At 58.6% G+C, this 16,469-nt stretch carries 14 protein-coding genes; 4 read left to right on the plus strand and 10 right to left on the minus strand.

Going from position 1 to position 16,469, the window contains the following annotated elements; genetic code table 11:
• The first annotated feature begins 3 nt into the window (after window positions 1-3).
• From QE432_RS25635 to QE432_RS25650, 4 genes are read left to right on the plus strand one after another with little or no spacing between them, the layout of a single operon-like run.
• Window positions 4-1,086, plus strand: a complete 1,083-nt coding sequence (locus QE432_RS25635; RefSeq protein WP_111790405.1) for an aldose 1-epimerase family protein — start codon at window positions 4-6, stop codon at window positions 1,084-1,086.
• A 25-nt stretch (window positions 1,087-1,111) separates the two neighbouring features.
• A complete protein-coding gene (gene rbsK / locus QE432_RS25640) occupies window positions 1,112-2,050 on the plus strand; it encodes a ribokinase (protein ID WP_111790404.1) in 939 nt (312 codons plus the stop codon).
• A gap of 19 nt (window positions 2,051-2,069) precedes the next feature.
• Window positions 2,070-3,029: a deoxyribose-phosphate aldolase gene (gene deoC, locus QE432_RS25645; RefSeq protein ID WP_111790423.1), complete on the plus strand. Its 960-nt coding sequence runs from the start codon at window positions 2,070-2,072 to the stop codon at window positions 3,027-3,029.
• Window positions 3,030-3,040: 11 nt separating this feature from the next.
• Window positions 3,041-5,437: an aldehyde dehydrogenase family protein gene (locus QE432_RS25650; protein WP_162690634.1), complete on the plus strand. Its 2,397-nt coding sequence runs from the start codon at window positions 3,041-3,043 to the stop codon at window positions 5,435-5,437.
• Between the two features lie 359 nt (window positions 5,438-5,796).
• On the opposite strand, the gene QE432_RS25655 is transcribed toward QE432_RS25650, so the two are convergent.
• From QE432_RS25655 to eutC, 10 genes are all read right to left on the minus strand, one after another.
• Window positions 5,797-6,447, minus strand: a complete 651-nt coding sequence (locus QE432_RS25655; protein WP_111790402.1) for a LysE family translocator — start codon at window positions 6,445-6,447, stop codon at window positions 5,797-5,799.
• A gap of 168 nt (window positions 6,448-6,615) precedes the next feature.
• Complete coding sequence (locus QE432_RS25660; protein WP_162690633.1) at window positions 6,616-8,367, minus strand: nitrilase-related carbon-nitrogen hydrolase; 1,752 nt, start codon at window positions 8,365-8,367, stop codon at window positions 6,616-6,618.
• A 24-nt stretch (window positions 8,368-8,391) separates the two neighbouring features.
• Window positions 8,392-9,087, minus strand: a complete 696-nt coding sequence (gene urtE, locus QE432_RS25665) for an urea ABC transporter ATP-binding subunit UrtE (protein ID WP_003516996.1) — start codon at window positions 9,085-9,087, stop codon at window positions 8,392-8,394.
• On the minus strand, window positions 9,087-9,836 hold the full coding sequence (gene urtD, locus QE432_RS25670) for an urea ABC transporter ATP-binding protein UrtD (protein ID WP_113049325.1): 750 nt from the start codon (window positions 9,834-9,836) through the stop codon (window positions 9,087-9,089). The genes urtE and urtD overlap by 1 nt, the downstream gene beginning before the upstream one ends.
• A 1-nt stretch (window position 9,837) precedes the next feature.
• Window positions 9,838-10,977, minus strand: coding sequence for an urea ABC transporter permease subunit UrtC (gene urtC, locus QE432_RS25675; protein ID WP_080803035.1), 1,140 nt, complete (start codon window positions 10,975-10,977; stop codon window positions 9,838-9,840).
• Between the two features lies 1 nt (window position 10,978).
• On the minus strand, window positions 10,979-11,872 hold the full coding sequence (gene urtB, locus QE432_RS25680; RefSeq protein WP_019565873.1) for an urea ABC transporter permease subunit UrtB: 894 nt from the start codon (window positions 11,870-11,872) through the stop codon (window positions 10,979-10,981).
• A 156-nt stretch (window positions 11,873-12,028) separates the two neighbouring features.
• Window positions 12,029-13,279, minus strand: coding sequence for a transporter substrate-binding domain-containing protein (locus QE432_RS25685; protein ID WP_003516989.1), 1,251 nt, complete (start codon window positions 13,277-13,279; stop codon window positions 12,029-12,031).
• Between the two features lie 249 nt (window positions 13,280-13,528).
• Window positions 13,529-14,137: an ANTAR domain-containing response regulator gene (locus QE432_RS25690; protein WP_003516987.1), complete on the minus strand. Its 609-nt coding sequence runs from the start codon at window positions 14,135-14,137 to the stop codon at window positions 13,529-13,531.
• Window positions 14,138-14,149: 12 nt separating this feature from the next.
• Window positions 14,150-15,301, minus strand: a complete 1,152-nt coding sequence (locus QE432_RS25695; protein ID WP_113049326.1) for a transporter substrate-binding domain-containing protein — start codon at window positions 15,299-15,301, stop codon at window positions 14,150-14,152.
• A gap of 360 nt (window positions 15,302-15,661) precedes the next feature.
• Window positions 15,662-16,468, minus strand: a complete 807-nt coding sequence (gene eutC / locus QE432_RS25700; protein WP_080803045.1) for an ethanolamine ammonia-lyase subunit EutC — start codon at window positions 16,466-16,468, stop codon at window positions 15,662-15,664.
• Between the last annotated feature and the right edge of the window lies 1 nt (window position 16,469).

Genomic DNA, 16,469 nt, shown 5'->3' on the forward strand with positions numbered 1-16,469 from the left:
CCCATGCAGGCGACGGAATTTCATCTCCGCAGGCAGGACTTTACAGACGTCCCGCATCTTCTGGCGGCAACGGGCGGGCTGCAGATTACAGCCTTCCGGTATCCTACCGGCATCGAGGCGCTGCAGTTAGACAATCGCCACGGCCGGATCGTCATCTTGCCCTTCATGGGTCAGATGATCTGGAGCGTCGAGTTCAACGGCGTCGACCTGACCATGGGAAGCCGCTTTGCCATGCCACGACCGGCAGGTTCAATCGTCGAGACCTATGGGTGTTTTGCATTCCACAGTGGCATGTTGCGCAATGGTTGCCCGTCGCCGCAGGACAATCACCCCCTGCATGGTGAAATGCCCTGTGCCGCCATGGACAAGGCCGGTTTTGTCATCGGTCACGACGCGCGCGGCGCCTATGTTCGGGTAACAGGCGAAGTTGAATATGTCATGGGCTTCGGCGCCAATTATCTTGCCCGCCCCAGCGTGACTTTGCATGCTGAAGACACGCTTTTTGACATGGTCATGGATATCCAGAACCTGTCATCAGCGTCCATGGACCTCATGTATATGTGCCATGTGAACTTCGCCTATGCCGAAGGTGCGCGCATCGTTCAGCCCGTGCCGTATACGCCGGAGCAGGTGAAGGTGCGCACGGCCGTGCCCGGCCACGTGACGCCAAACCCCGATTATCTTTCCCTGCTGGAGACGCTGGCAAAGCAGCCTTCAGCCATGGAAGTGTTTAACGAGCCGCAACGTTACGACCCCGAACAGGTGTTTTACATTAACGGCCTGCCGACGGACGGCGAGGGGCTTACGCATCTGATGATGCAGCGGCGTGAGGGCGATGGCTTTGCCATCTCCTATCCGCTTGCCGCCTTCCCGAAGACGGTGCGCTGGATCCTGGTGAATGGGGATTCGCAAGTTGCCGCATTTGCCCTGCCGTCGACCTGCGAGCCGGAGGGCTATCTAGCGGAGAAGGCCAAGAACAACGTGCAGAGCCTTTCACCGGGCGAACGCAGGGCGTTTCCGGTACGGCTCGGCTATCTCGATTGCGCTGCCGCCGATCAGTTCGGCGCCAGGATCAGCGCCCTTTGAAACAGGATATCCAGGGAATTTCGGCATGAGCAAGAAAATCGGGGTCGTAGGCTCCAACATGGTCGACCTTATAACCTATGTGAACCGCATGCCCGGACCGGGCGAGACGCTTGAGGCTCCCGCCTTCGAAATGGGTTGCGGCGGCAAGGGCGCCAATCAGGCGGTGGCTGCGGCGCGTCTTGGCGCTGACGTCATGATGGTCACCCGGGTCGGTGACGATGTCTTCGGCGACAATACCATTCGCAATCTCGAGAGCTTCGGCGTGGATACGCGTCACGTGGTGAAGGTTGCCGGCAAGTCCAGTGGCGTCGCGCCGATTTTCGTCGAGCAGTCGGGCGAGAATTCGATCCTCATAGTCAAGGGCGCCAACGCCGATCTTCTGCCGGCAGAGGTCGACAAGGCGGCCGCCGATCTGAAACAGTGCGGTCTGATCCTCATGCAGATGGAAGTGCCGGTTGAGACAGTCTATCACACCATCGAACTTGCGGCCCAAAACGGTATCGAGACGATCCTCAATCCTGCGCCCGCCGCTGCCAATCTCGATCCGGAGCGTATTCGCCAGGTAACGTTCCTCGTTCCGAACGAGAGCGAGCTGGCATTACTGTCCGGCTTGCCGACCGAGACCGACGAAGCAATCATCACTGCCGCCCGTTCCCTGATCGCACGCGGTATCCGTACCGTCATCGTGACGCTGGGCGGACGTGGCGCGCGCATGATTACGTCAGATGAGATCGTCAATATCGAGCCCGTCAAGGTAACGCCGAAAGACACCACCGGCGCTGGCGACGCCTTTATTGGCTCCTTTGCCCGCTTTTATGCCGAAACGGGAGAGGTCGTGTCCTCACTGAAGAAGGCATCTCTCTATGCGGCGCATTCCATCACCCGTCCCGGAACACAGAAGGCTTATGCCAGCATCGAAGAGTTCGAGGCATTCTGCCGCGAACGTGACCATGCCGCAGCCTGACCCCAAGAATGGACAAAAAATGAGCGAAGCATTCCCCAGAAACAACGGCACGGCTCTCAAACCGGAATGGTTTGAAGATGTATCGGTCAATCGCAGTGCCTCCGAACGGCGTGCAGCGACAATCACCACCCGGCGCTCGGTCAAGAAGGAATATCAGGTTGCCTGGCAGATCAAGGCGATTACCTGCATCGATCTGACAACGCTGTCCGGCGACGACACGCCCGGTCGTGTGCGCCGCTTGTGTGCGAAAGCGCGACGCCCGGTTCGGGACGACATTCTTGAGGCACTCGGCCTTGCGGACGCCGGCATCACAACCGGTGCCGTCTGCGTCTATCCGACCATGGTGCCCCATGCCGTCAAGGCACTGGAAGGCACGACTATTCCGGTCGCATCGGTGGCGACAGGCTTTCCCTCCGGCCTCACTCCGCTACCGCAGCGGCTGGCAGAAATCCGCTATGCCGTCGAGCAGGGCGCTAAGGAAATCGATATCGTCATTACTCGCGAGTTCGTTCTGACGCAGAACTGGCCAGCACTTTATGATGAGATCGCCGCGATGCGTGAAGCCTGTGGCGACGCCCATATGAAGGCTATCCTGGCGACGGGTGATCTCAATACGCTGACCAATGTCTATCGCGCCTCGATGGTGGCGATGCAGGCGGGGTCGGACTTCATCAAGACCTCGACCGGCAAAGAAGAAGTCAACGCCACTCTGCCGGTCAGTCTGACCATGGTGCGTGCGCTGCGCGACTACGGCGAACTGACTGGCCAGATGGTCGGCTTCAAGCCTGCAGGCGGGTTGAAGACAGCGAAGGACGCGTTGTCATGGCTGACGCTGATGAAGGAGGAGCTGGGCGATCGCTGGTTGGAACCGGACCTGTTCCGCATCGGCGCCAGCTCGATGCTTGGCGATATCGAGCGCCAGCTCGAACATTTCGTAACCGGTCGCTATTCCAGCGCTCACCATCACGCTGCCGCATAAGGACTGAAAAAATGCGACCCATCAAGGACATTTTGGAAACCATGGAATATGGACCTTCCCCCGAAGCCAATGGTGATGTGAAACAGTGGCTCGACGCGCATGGACGCTCGTTTGGACATTATATCAACGGCCGGTTCGTTTCTCCGGAGGGCCGCGAGACCATTTCCGTGTCAAACCCCGCAAACGGGGATAAGCTGGCGGAAATCATTCGCGGCAATGAGGAAGACGTCGATCAGGCGGTCAAGGCCGCCCGCACGGCCTTCGCAAAATGGTCGAAGCTGTCGGGTCACGAGCGCGCTCGTTACCTCTATGCCATTGCTCGACATGTACAGAAGCGCGAGCGCTTCCTGTCCGTTCTGGAGACGATGGATAACGGCAAGCCGGTTCGCGAAACCCGCGATATCGACATTCCACTCGTCGCCCGCCATTTTTACCATCACGCCGGATGGGCCGAAATGGTGGAAGACGAGTTCCGTGGTTTCTCGCCGGTCGGTGTTTGCGGTCAGGTGATCCCGTGGAATTTCCCTCTGCTGATGTTGGCCTGGAAAATTGCGCCGGCGCTTGCTGCCGGCAATACCGTGGTACTTAAGCCTGCAGACCTGACACCGCTGACCGCTGTCGCCTTTGCGGAAATCTGCCACGAGGTCGGCCTTCCCGCCGGTGTCGTCAACATCGTGCAGGGCGATGGCTCGACAGGCGCTGCAATCTGCGGCCATGACGGCGTCGATAAGGTTGCCTTCACCGGCTCGACCAAGGTTGGTCGCGTTATTCGCGAGCAGATTGCTGGTTCGGGCAAAAAGCTGTCGCTGGAACTGGGCGGCAAGTCACCATTCATCGTTTTCGAGGATGCAGATCTCGATGCGGCGGTTGAAGGTGTTGTTGACGCGATCTGGTTCAATCAGGGCGAAGTCTGCTGCGCCGGTTCCCGCCTGCTGGTGCAGGAAGGTATTGCCGATAAATTTTATGCACGGCTGAAAAAGCGGTTGGAAACCCTGCGGGTCGGCGATCCGCTCGACAAGTCGACCGATGTCGGCGCGATTGTTTCGGCCACGCAGGTGAAACGCATCACGGATCTGGTACGCAAGGGCGTGGAAGAGGGCGGTGAACTCTGGCAGAGTTCCAACCCGTTGCCGACCACCGGCAATTACGTCGCTCCCGGCTTCTTCACCGAAGTCGATCAGGCATCGACGGTTTGCCAGGTGGAAATCTTTGGCCCGATCGCCGCGGCGACCACCTTCCGCACGCCGGATGAAGCTGTTTCGCTGGCCAACAACACCCGTTACGGCCTCGCCGCCTCCATCTGGTCGGAAAACATCAATGTCGCGCTTGATCTAGCCGCCCGCGTCAAGGCAGGCGTGGTCTGGATCAACTGCACCAACATGCTCGATGCCGGTGCAGGTTTTGGCGGCTACCACGAAAGTGGCTTCGGTCGCGAAGGTGCGCGCGAGGGGCTTTACGAATATCTGGCGGCAGACTGGGAAAAGAGCCTGCCGGTGACAAAGCCCGCTGAAGCCTTCACGCCATCTGCATTGCCGAACGCTGACAGCAAGATGGCGGTCGATGGCCTTGATCGAACCATGAAGAACTATATCGGCGGCAAGCAAGCCCGCCCCGACGGTGGCTACAGTTATTCGGTGACCGGCAAGGGCAACACCGTGATTGGCATGGCCGGAATAGGCAGCCGCAAGGACATCCGCAATGCTGTGGAAGCAGCGTCCAAGGCAAGCAGCTGGGGTTCCGCAACCGCCCATAACCGTGCTCAAGTGCTCTATTATCTTGCAGAGAACCTCGATGCACGGCGTGACGAATTTGTCGCCCGCATCATCGATAGCACCGGTGTCAGCGAAAAGAAGGCGAAGGACGAAGTCGACGCATCTCTGCGCCGTATTTCCTATTATGCCGCCCAGGCAGACAAGTTCGATGGCGCCGTGCACTCCACCAAGTCACGTCACGTCACGCTTGCCATGAACGAGCCGTGGGGCATCGTCGGGATCGTTTGCCCCGATGAGGCACCCCTCCTGTCGCTGGTGTCGCTGGTGCTGCCTGCAATCGCCATGGGCAATCGCGTTGTGGTGGTCCCGTCGTCTCGCCATCCATTGATTGCCGGTGATTTCTACCAGGTGCTGGACACGTCGGATATGCCCGGCGGGGTCATCAACATTGTGACCGGCGAAAGCGATCTGCTTGCAAAGACACTGGCCGAGCATGACGACGTTGCGGCTGTCTGGTATTTCGGCTCGACCGAGGGAAGCGCGATGGTCGAGCGGGCTTCTGCGGGCAACCTGAAGGCCACCTGGGTCAATAATGGCCGTCACCCCGATTGGTTAAATCGCACCGAAGCGCAGGGTCGTGATTATCTGCGCAGGGCGATCCAGGTGAAGAACATTTGGGTGCCATACGGAGCCTGACCGGCATCGTGCACGGGCGACAACTGACAAGATGGCTTACGGAGGCCAACGGTCTCCGTAGGTTTTTTGAGTTATATCAATTGCTGCAACCGCATCTTTGCCCTGTTGGTCAACCTGGAAACGTTATTGGCGCAACTTCTGGGTTTCGAGCGGAACGAGCAAGCTAATGAACGGTTGAAAACCGTCGATTTAGTAAACATCGCTCACGGCTGTGGCGCCGATCTGGAGCCACAGCCAATAGCGGCTCGCTACGAAATCTCATTTGAAAGCGACGCCGACAAAAATCGAACACAAGGGACGCCCCGTTGGCTCTAAGAGGCTAGCCGTTCAGGGCGACTCCCAAGGTACAACAGGATGGTCTATTTCTTTTGATTGCCAGCAAAAGCGGCCGTCAAACCAAGACCGATATACACGAAACCACTGACCCAGCGTTCAGCCTTTAGGTACGCGGGACTGCGCTTCAGCCACTTGCCGGCCGTGCCGGCGGCAAGTGCGTAAGAGCTGTCCGTCAGAACACCAATCGCTGTGTAAAGAAGCCCGAGAAAAGCGATCTGCATAGCCAAATGGCCACGGTTGACCTCAACGAACTGCGGCAAGAAAGCCAGAAAGAATAGTGCGGTCTTCGGATTGAGGAGATTAACGATAAAGCCCTCACAAAAGAGGCGCATGCGGCTCCGTGTGGGTAAATTGCCCTCGACGCCGGGAATATCCGAGGGGCCAAAAAGCTTTTTGAGGCCAAGCCAGATCAGATAGGCCGCGCCGGCATACTTTACGACGCTGAAGGCGAGCGCGGATGATGCCAGGAGCGCCGACAACCCTACAGCGGCAGCGGCGACATGCACAAGCGTGGCCGTATGGATGCCAAGGATTGAAACGAGCCCAGCAGAGCGACCCTGCTCGACCGAGCGCGCGAAGATGTAGAGAACTGCCGGTCCCGGCACGAGAAGCAGCACCAGTGTAGCGCTGACGAACAGGCTGAGATTTGTTGCGCTGGGAATTACCAAATCCATGATCGTCTTGCCCCGTTTTATATTGCACGAACGATAGCATTGGGCTTGCTCCAATGCCATATCGTCGTCTGCGGCTTGACACTTTTATGGTTTCACATCGCGCCGATTCCTGGTTCGGGGTTCACATGAGCCGATATGACCTCAAAGACTTCGACATTGTGCCGCCTTCTACTGATGCCATTTGACGAGAGGCTGATAGTGATGCGGCTGACGCATGACGACCAGGTCTTTTCGCCGGACGATGTTCGTCGGATATGGCGTGTCGAGATTGGTGGTATCGACAGCCGCAGCGGCAATCCCCTCCTCATCCAGGATCGCCGATTCCTGACGTGGAAAAGCAAAGGAATCCGGCCCGAATACCGCACTCTTGCCCAGATAACCCTTTTCCTGGTCCAGCACATTGGCGAAGGCGAAATAGACGTTGTTCTCGCCGCCGCGAACGCGAAGCGCATGCCAGTGGTAGGGATCGGCGCCCTTTGGGATCGGATAGTTGTGCGGGATTTTCGTACCGCCATGGCTGCCGGTGAAGGTGCCGGCGATCGCCGAAGGGCAGGCAACAAGATCGCATCCCATGAGTGAAAGCGAACGGATGGCTTCCGGATAAAGCGCGTCGTGGCCAATCGCCAGGCCCACCCGGCCAATGGCAAGGTCGTAGATTTTCCATTCGTCGCCGGCCGTTGCCCAACTGTCGGCGACGCCCAGATGCGTCTTGCGATAGCTGCCCACCAGCCCCTCGGGCCCTGCAAGCACCACGCTGTTATAGATCCTGTCTTCGTCCGCTTCGGCAAATCCGGCGACGAGATAAAAGCCGAGCTTCATGGCCAGACGAACGAAGGCGGATACGGTGGGACCAGACAGCGGCTCCGCCCGCGTTTGCGGGGCCTCAAGTCCGGTCAGCGACAGTTCCGGGAACACCAGAATGTCCGGCGCCGTTGTCGCCTTAGCCTCGTTTGCGAGCCTTTTTATGTGGGCAATATTGTCTGCAATGACCGAGGTTGGCGCGAACTGGGCAACGGCTGCACGCGATCTGCGTCCGCGCGGGATTGGCTGATAGCCATAGAGGCGGAAATAATCGCCAGGGTTCCAGGTGAAACTGTTGGTCATCATGTTCATGTAGAGCTCGGGCCGGCGCGTCTTGAAGACCGGTTCGCTTAAGACCTCGCGGCGACGGGCACGGGCAAGATCGACCTTGCCATAGGCAATTCCGTCGCCTGTGTCGATGGATGCGGCAACCGTTCCGTCGGGCTCGATCAGGCAACTTCCCCCGGAAAACTGCACGGTTCTTTCCAGACCCCACCGATTACTTTCGATGACATAGCAGGCATTTTCGAAGGCGCGGTTGATCCAGTAGGGAGCGGGCGCGCGCTCCTGCAGCCAGTTGGAGATGTGGCATATGATGTCGGCACCGGCCAGAGCCTCCAGCCGCGCCGTCTCGAAGAAGTGCAGATCCATGCACACCAGCATTGAAATACGTCCGATCTCCGTTTCGAAGACCTCGTGCACGATGTCGCCATTTGCGGCCCATTTTGGCTCGGCGATATAGGGATGCGACTTGCGGTGCCGACCAACGATGCCATCCGGACCGATCAGAACTGCCGTATTGTAATAGAGATCGCTCGCCGGATCGACTTCCGGCATGCCGACGACGATATAGCAGCGGTGTTTGCGGGCAATCGCCTGGAAAACATCGGTGGTCGGTCCGGGGATCGCCTCGACGAAGGGCCTCACCTCGGCCCTGTCGAACCAGCAATAGCCTGTCGTCCCCATTTCGGGGGTGACGATCAGGCGGGCGCCGGCCTGCGCCGCTTCCTCGCAAAGGGCGCTCAGCCGGCTGATATTGCGCGCCTTTTCGAACATGGTCGGTTCGAACTGGATAGCGGCGGCGGTGTAGCTCTGTGTCGGTGTCATGATTGTTCCCATTGTCTTATGAAAGGATGCGTCTTTTCAAACAGCCATATGCCTATGAACCAGCGCGTCGGAGAGCGCGTCGATGGCGCCGGCCGCGACCACACCTCCCTTCTCCAGCATGGCGAAGTGGTGAGAGGCATGCCGCGCAAATGCAACGTTCTGCTCGACGAGGATGATCGTCATGCCGATCTCGCGATTGAGCCGGATGATGATCTTTTCAATCTCCTCGACGATCGAGGGCTGGATGCCTTCATTGGGTTCATCGAGAAGCAGTACCTTCGGATCCGCGGCCAGTGCGCGGGCGATGGCGAGCTGCTGTTGCTGGCCGCCCGAAAGCACACCGCCGGGCCGATCGAGGTTGGCCATCAGGTATGGAAAAAGCTCCGGCACCAGTGCCGGAATTTCGCGTTTGCGATCGGTGCGCGCAAAGGCGCCCATCAGGATGTTCTCGCGGATGGTGAAATCGGGAATGATCTCCCGGCCCTGGGGGACATAGGCGATCCCGGCCCGTGCCCTCATATGCGTCGAAGATGAGCCTATGTCTTTCCCCTGCAGGTGCATCTCGCCCGTCATACGGTCGGTCAGCGCCATCAGGGTTTTCAACAGGGTCGTCTTGCCGGTACCGTTGCGGCCAAGAATGCTGGTTACCTTTCCCGCCGGGATATCAAGCGTGACGCCGTGCAGGATATGGCTGCGGCCGTAATAGCTGTGTACGTTTTTCAATGTCAGCATCAGGATATTCCTTTCGAACCGAGATAGGCCTCGCGGACCTTCGGATTGCTCTCGATATCCTCGACGCTTCCTTCGGCGAGAACCTCTCCCAGATGCAGAACGGTGATGCGTTCGGCGATTTCACGGACGAACCCCATGTCGTGCTCGACGACAAGGATGGTGTGGCGGCCTTTGAGATTTTTGATGATCTGGGCCGTCTTGCGGGTTTCGGCCTGGGTCATGCCCGCCGTCGGCTCGTCCAGCAGAACAACCTTGGGATCCTGGATGATGAGCATGCCCAGTTCCAGCCATTGCGTCTGGCCATGACTGAGATAAGCCGCAGTCACATTCTCCTCCGCTTCGAGGCCGGTGAGGGCGAGTACCTCATCGACGCGTTTGGCTTCGGCGCGCGAAAATCCAAACCGGAGATTGGCAAACACCGATGGATTGCGGCAATTGGCGACCTCCAGATTCTGCCGCACGGTGAGATCGCGAAAAATGCTGGGGATCTGGAATTTTCGACCGATCCCGGCGCGGGCGATCTTGTGTTCCGGCCAGTTGGTGATGTCTGTGTCGTAGACGAAGACCCTGCCTTTTGTGCTGCGGGTTTTGCCGCTGACCAGGTCCATCAAAGTTGTCTTTCCGGCGCCATTTGCGCCGAGCAACACACGCAACTCGCCATCGCGAACGGTAATGCTGACATTGTTGACGGCTCTGAATCCGCCAAAATCGACGCTGAGACCGTCGATGGTCAACGCGATTGCACTCATATTACAATGCCTCGCTCTGTTGCTGTAACGATGAGGATGCCGGGCCTGGTCTGACACGGCGGATAAACTGCCGCAGCACATCGTGCGCGACGCCGCCAAGGCCCCGCGGCATGAACAGGACGACAAGGACGAAGATGAGGCCGATGATCGCTTTCCAGGCCTCGACCAGCGCTTCGGTCTCGCTGACCTCGGCCTCGATCATGTTGATCAGGATCGCGCCGATGCAGGCGCCGAGCAGGGAGGAACGGCCGCCGACGGCAGCCCAGACGACCATCGTCACCGAGAAAGACAGGTCCATGAAGGTCGGCGAGGCGAACTCCGCAACGACCACATAGAGCATGCCGGCAACGCCGGCGATGCCTGCAGAAATGACAAAGAAGAACACCTGGTAAAGCGAGACGTCGAAGCCAAGATAGCGGGCGCGAAGCTGATCGTCGCGGATCGCCTGTAGGATCATACCTGCACGGGTCTCCACGATGAGACGCGCGCCGATGAGCGTCAGGGAGAGGCATGCGGCGCACAGATAATAGGTTGCCCGGCTGTAGGGGTCGAATTCGATGCCGCCGATCGTCAGCCAGCCAAGATCGGTCAGGCCGTTGAAGCCGTTCGTCACCGGTTGCGCATCGACCATGACGAGACGCACAAGCAGAACAAGCGCCAGGGTGATGATCGAGACAAAGACACCGGAAATGCGCTTGCGGAAAACCAGCATGCCGAGTGCCCCGGCGATCACGACGGGAAGCACGATGCCAAGCACGAGACCCACGGACTGGCTCTGAAACGGAAGCCAGAGGAAGGAGCCCTTGTTGATACAGCAAAGTTCCGTCGGCGCGCCGGGCTCGGCATTCCACAGCATGAAATCCGGAACCGGCCTGTCGGAGCCCTGTTGCAGACTGGTCAGGCTCGACAGTTTCAGCGACATGGCGAGCATGTAGGCGCCCAGGCCAAAAAACAGCCCCTGGCCGAGATTGAGAATGCCGGCATATCCCCATGTGAGCGCAATGGCGACGCCGAGCATGCCGTAGACCAGATATTTCGAAATGCGGTTCAGCCAGAATTCGTCACCGAAAACCGGCGCTGCAAAAATCACCGCGATGAAAAGCACATAGGCGGCGATCTGGAATTTTCGTTCGATGCTCATGTTAGCGCCCCTTGAACGAGAATAGCCCGCTGGGCTTGACGAGAATGACGAGGATGACGACCCCGAAGACGACGGCGCGCGCCAGAATGTCGTTCGTTCCAATCGCCACCAGCGCATTGATTTCGCCCAGAAGCCCTGACGACAGGGCCGTGCCGAAAAGGCTGCCGACCCCGCCCGTTACCACGACCATGAAACCGTCAACGACCATCGTCGTGCCCATGTCGGGGAAAACCGTCTTGAAGCCGGACATCATTACGCCGGCGACGCCCGCAAGGCCGGAACCGAAGGCGAAAGTCAGGGCATTGATGCGTTTCACATCGATGCCGCAAGCGGCAGCCATTTTTGGATTACGGATGATGGCGCGCACCTGCATGCCCGCTGTCGTCCGGTAGAGAATGAACCATGTCGCCAGCGTCAACGCGGCCGTCACCGCGATGATGAAGGTGCGATACGCGTTGATGTCGGCGCCGGCGAACCTGAAGGTGCCCTGCAGATACGAAGGCACGGCGACGTTTTGCAGTCCGGCTCCCAGGCCCTCGATATGAATGCCGAAAAAGCTGAGGCCGAATTCGAGCCTTACGGCCTGCTGCAAAAGGATGGCAATGCCCCAGGTGGCAAGAAGCGTGTCGAGCAGGCGGCCGTAAAGCCTGCGCACCACCACCCGCTCGATCACCAGGCCGAGCAGGGCGGTCACGACAAAAGCCAGGGGAATTGCGAACAGAAGGCCTGTTTTCAGCCAGATGCCCGAGAGGACGGCGACGTAGGCACCGATCATGACCATTTCGCCGTGGGCCATGTTGATGACGCCCATGGCGCCGTAGGTGATGGCAAGACCGAGTGCCACCAGAAGAAGGATTGAGCCGAGACTGAGGCCGATAAAGAGAATGTCGAGCATAACGCCACCGTTCGTGAGAAGGGCGGACCAGACTTTGTCCTGCTCCTTGCCTGTCCCGAAATCGGGTTGGCACCGAGCAGAGGAAAAAACGCAGATCCGCCTTGCCGAGACATGGTCCCGCCAGGCATGGCTGGCGGGAGGACGCGGAAAGAGGGGTCAGCCCTTTAGCTTTGCTGCGTCGAGACCGTTGCTGGTGCAGAAAAGATTGCTTTCCGTCTCGCCATAGGCCGAATAGGGCAGCGGCTTGATCGGTGCCGGGTAGGCGTTGACGACCTTGCTTTGTCCATCCGGCTGCCATTGGCCGATACGCGGCGTCAGCCAGCAATGCAGGTTGTCGGGGTCGGTGGTCACCTTGCCGCCGGGCGCGTCATAGGTCTGGCCACGAATGCCGGCCCGGATAGCATCGGCGGACAGATCGCCGGATTTCTCCACTGCCTGCTTCCACAGGAATACCTGGAAATAGGCGGCCTCGAGCGAATGGTATGTCACTGCCTTCGGATCGTTGACGAAGGTCCTGAAGCGTTCGATGAAGCTCTTGTTGGCCGGCGTTTCGATCGACATAAAATATGGAAATGATGTGTAGCTGCCCGCCGCATATTCGGCGCCCATGGCGGCGATCTCGATTTCGGAGGTCACTGTCGCGCAGATCGGGATAACCTCCTGCGAGAGGCCCTGGTTCTTGAACTCGCGGTAGAAGGCGATGATCGAGTCGCCAACCACGTTGGAAAGAACCACGTCGGCGCCCGATTCCTTGATCTTGCTGACCATGACAGCCCATTCGGAGTGTCCAAGTTCCAGATATTCGTCCGCCACCCATTCTGCGCCCGCCGCCTCGATCAGTTTCTTGGAAACCTTGGCCATCTCGCGCGGATAGACATAGTTGGAGCCAACGATGAAGAACTTCTTCTTGCCCAGTTTCTCGACAATCCAGGGAATGTAGTTGGAGAGCTGCTGGTTTGGAACAGCGCCGGAATAGACGACGTTGCGCGAGCACTCAAAGCCCTCATAGTGCGTCTGGTAGAACAGCATCGCGCCGCGCCGTTCGAAGATCGGCAGCACGGCCTTGCGGCTGGCAGAGGTGTGGCAGCCGAAGATGGTGGAAATCTTGTCCTTGAGGATCAGTTTCGATGCTTTTTCGCTGAAGGTCTTCGGATCGGAAGCGCCGTCTTCGACGACGACTTCCACCTGGCGGCCAAGAACGCCGCCGGCTGCGTTGATTTCGGCCACGGCCATCATGACACCGTTGGCGAGAAGCTTCTCGGCGACAGAAAGCCCGCCCGTCTGGGAGTAGAGCGCACCGACCTTGATAGCATCGGCTGCAAAGGCCCGGCCGCCCAGCGCCGGCAAGGCGAGTGCGGCGGAAGCGGTGGCTGCGGTTTTCAGAAAGTCACGTCTGTTGAACACCATCTTGGTTCCCCTTTTTTTGATTGGCGCACGCGACGGCACTGCCCGGCTCTACGGCGAGGCTTTCATGCCGAAAAAATACTGGAAGGCCGACTTCACTGTCAGCAGATAACAAAAAACCCGCGAGGCTTTTCACAGCCTGCGGGCACCCTTGCCATCATCGCATCACGGCCGCGCCGCGTGCAACAGCGGCACATGGCTTCGCGAAACGAAGGGATGTGCCGGAGGTGTTCATCTGGAACACATCAAAAACTAATCATGTTTTTGGGAAGGGCGCAAGAGCTGTTCGGCGTTGATAATCGAATTGGCGATTTCATCGATTGGGACGCGCCGAGCCATCGCTTGCTCGCGCATTTCACGATACGCCTCATTCTCGCTCGTGCCGCGATTGGCCATTAGAATGGCTTTTGCCCGGGCGAGCTTCTGGTCTCCCAAGACCTTGCGCTTATATTTACGGGCTTCCTTGACGAGCCTTTGGCGCTCAAGCCAGAGACTGCGCGCTATGGCGAGATTTGTCAGCAGGCCGAACGGTTTGATCGGTCTCTCGACAATGGCAAGCGCGCCGCTTTCAAGAACGATCTGCAATGTGGAGGGATTTTCGTAACCGACGATGGCGAGCATGGTCGGAGCGGGATTGGGCAGGCACTTCAGCAGGCGTTCGATTTCCGGTCGCGCCTCGTCTTCCATGGCAAGAAAGACGACATCCGTGCCGTGTGGCAACTCGGCAGGGACCGGCCAGAGGCAACTGACCGTACAACCGATACGGCGCAGGTGATCGACTAGAAACTCTCCTTCGGATGTCCGGGGATGAATCACCAGAACCTTGAGGTCCCGCAAATCTCTTAGAAGGGCGAAAGACATCGTCGCTCCTTCTCAGACCTGAACACGATGTGGGAACGGCTGCGTTAGGTCCGGGCGATATTCTCGCATGAACGGATCTGGCGCCACGCGCAGCGACGGGTCATGGACGATGTCATAGCTGCCTTGCGCATTTACTTTTGCAACCCTTGGCCACAGATGGGTGTGGTTCGTCAGCCGGTCTATCTTCACGGCGCCCTGCGGAGCGTCGTACTCGACCTCGTAAAGGGCTGGAAGAAGCTGCTCCAGCCCGTCGCCACCGGCCCGCTGCAAAGCTCCCGCATAGAGATAGACCTGGAAATAGGCCGCTTCGGCCGGCGCGGTCGGCAGCATCTGCTGGCCGTATCGCTGTTGGTAAGCCAAGACGAAGGCACGCGCGCGAGGCGTATCCAGGGAGGCGAAAAACGGGGCCGCGGTGATATGCCCCTCGGCCACTTCCGGCCGCATCCGGATCACGTCGGCCTCGCTTGTCGACTGACTGGCGATTGGCATCGTCGCTGAATCAAAACCCGCCTCTTTGAACGCCGTGTAGAAGGGAATGATGCCGTCGCCGACGATCGTCGAATAGATGACATCCGGCCTTGCCGCGCGAATATGCCGGATGATTTTGGCGACATCTTCGGGCTTTAGGTTGAGAGGAACATATATTTCGTCCAGCACCTGACCGCCCAGCTGAAGAAAGAGATCGCTGATCGTCCGGTTGGATTCGTAAGGGTAGACGTAGTTCGAACCAACAAGGAGAACCCGCTTTCCATAATGCTTGGTGAGGAAGTCGACCAACTGCACGGAGTTTTGGTTGGGTGCGGCCCCGGTGTAGATACAGTGCCGAGAGTATTCAAACCCCTCATACAGTGTCGGATAGAATAGCAGGGCCTCTCGAGCTTCGATGACGGGCAGTACGGCTTTGCGGGTGCTAGACATATGGCAACCGAAAACGACACGGACCCGATCCTCGTCGCAAAGCTTGACCGCAAGTTCCTTATAGAGATTGGGCGTCGATTTAGGGTCATAGGCGACAGGCTCGATCATCCGGCCGAGGACGCCGCCAGCCGCATTGATTTCGTCGATCGCCAGCAAGGTCGCGAACCTCTGGGTTTTTTCGACGGCTCCGGTCACACCCGTCTCGGAGAACAGCACACCGACCCGCCAGCTTTCTGAATGCATCATCGCCCACCAAAAAATAAAAAAGCTCCCGCCCGTTTCCGGTCGAGAGCTACCCTGCTCATGGAATATCAGCGGCCCGTTGAAGCCTGCAAAACGATGATGTCAGTTTCCTTGTCCGGTTGCAACATAGAGGAGAGCCGAAAACATTCGCAAATGTAAAATCATGGGATCAAAATTCTTCCGCGTGTTCGCCTGAGCATCGAGAATACACACACACCTTTTTTGCTCCAGCGAGCGATGTCTACGTCCCGTCATCCGCCTCTCCGCACTCAACACGACGCAGCCGACTGCGCTTTCGACGACAGGCCGCAAGCCTTCCAAAGCAGATGGGCCACGTCCCGAAGGCTTCGCACCGCGAAGACTTCAAATTGTCAGTAGGTCTTTAGCTGGAAGCGAATTGTCATGTCTTTCGAGAAACTCCACCATGGCAGCCTTGAGCGCCACGCCACTGACGCGGGTCCTCATCATATCCCTGGTCAGCGTCGCAATGATCTCGGCAGCTTCGCAGACCGGCAGACCACCATCCCTGATATTGGAGACACAATTTCGGCTGGAATCCAGGTTTCCCGACTTGGGACCGTAAGTGATATAAGCACCGAGGCTGTCGGCAGCTGAAAGTCCCGGACGTTCGCCGACAAGCACGATCGTCAGTTTTGCACCTAATGCCTCACCGGCAGGATCGCCGAGCGCGACGCGCGCCTGGCTCGCCAGCACAATTGGTGCAGCGGTCAGGTTCAGGATAGCGAGCTTCGGAACAAGCGCCTCGATCAACGGCACGGCATTGAGATCGATTGCGTGGGACGACAGGCCGTCCGCGACGATAATTGCGACATCATAGCCATTGATCGTTCTCTCATGTTTCAGCCGTTTTTCAGATTCCGCCGCAAGCCGCCGGCCAAGATCCGGCCGCCGCACATAGGTGCTGCGGTCACTTGCCATGCTATCGACATTGACAGCCGGAAGGCCGAGACGATCGAGCCTGTCTGCCAGCGAGGGCCGGTCGACGCTCGTCCAGACCGCTTCGCGTGCCCGCGCGTGGTCCAGAAGGAAGGCAAGTTGAGCGCGTGTCGGAAGACCCGCGCCATGACGGCCGAGCGAAACACGCGCATCGGTCATATCCTTGATAGTGAGGTTTTTTCCGGCAGCAGTGGGTTCTCGCACCTTTTCCATG

Source organism: Agrobacterium sp. SORGH_AS_0745 (genome assembly GCF_030818995.1).
GTDB classification, from domain to species: Bacteria; Pseudomonadota; Alphaproteobacteria; order Rhizobiales; family Rhizobiaceae; genus Agrobacterium; species Agrobacterium tumefaciens.

Bases quoted from the DNA above. Each gene is read 5' to 3' on its own strand.
- QE432_RS25635 (WP_111790405.1), top strand. From the start codon at position 4: ATGCAGGCGACGGAATTTCATCTCCGCAGGCAGGACTTTACAGACGTC.
- rbsK (WP_111790404.1), top strand. From the start codon at position 1,112: ATGAGCAAGAAAATCGGGGTCGTAGGCTCCAACATGGTCGACCTTATA.
- deoC (WP_111790423.1), top strand. From the start codon at position 2,070: ATGAGCGAAGCATTCCCCAGAAACAACGGCACGGCTCTCAAACCGGAA.
- QE432_RS25650 (WP_162690634.1), top strand. From the start codon at position 3,041: ATGCGACCCATCAAGGACATTTTGGAAACCATGGAATATGGACCTTCC.
- QE432_RS25655 (WP_111790402.1), bottom strand. From the start codon at position 6,447: ATGGATTTGGTAATTCCCAGCGCAACAAATCTCAGCCTGTTCGTCAGC.
- QE432_RS25660 (WP_162690633.1), bottom strand. From the start codon at position 8,367: ATGGGAACAATCATGACACCGACACAGAGCTACACCGCCGCCGCTATC.
- urtE (WP_003516996.1), bottom strand. From the start codon at position 9,087: ATGCTGACATTGAAAAACGTACACAGCTATTACGGCCGCAGCCATATC.
- urtD (WP_113049325.1), bottom strand. From the start codon at position 9,836: ATGAGTGCAATCGCGTTGACCATCGACGGTCTCAGCGTCGATTTTGGC.
- urtC (WP_080803035.1), bottom strand. From the start codon at position 10,977: ATGAGCATCGAACGAAAATTCCAGATCGCCGCCTATGTGCTTTTCATC.
- urtB (WP_019565873.1), bottom strand. From the start codon at position 11,872: ATGCTCGACATTCTCTTTATCGGCCTCAGTCTCGGCTCAATCCTTCTT.
- QE432_RS25685 (WP_003516989.1), bottom strand. From the start codon at position 13,279: ATGGTGTTCAACAGACGTGACTTTCTGAAAACCGCAGCCACCGCTTCC.
- QE432_RS25690 (WP_003516987.1), bottom strand. From the start codon at position 14,137: ATGTCTTTCGCCCTTCTAAGAGATTTGCGGGACCTCAAGGTTCTGGTG.
- QE432_RS25695 (WP_113049326.1), bottom strand. From the start codon at position 15,301: ATGATGCATTCAGAAAGCTGGCGGGTCGGTGTGCTGTTCTCCGAGACG.
- eutC (WP_080803045.1), bottom strand. From the start codon at position 16,468: ATGGAAAAGGTGCGAGAACCCACTGCTGCCGGAAAAAACCTCACTATC.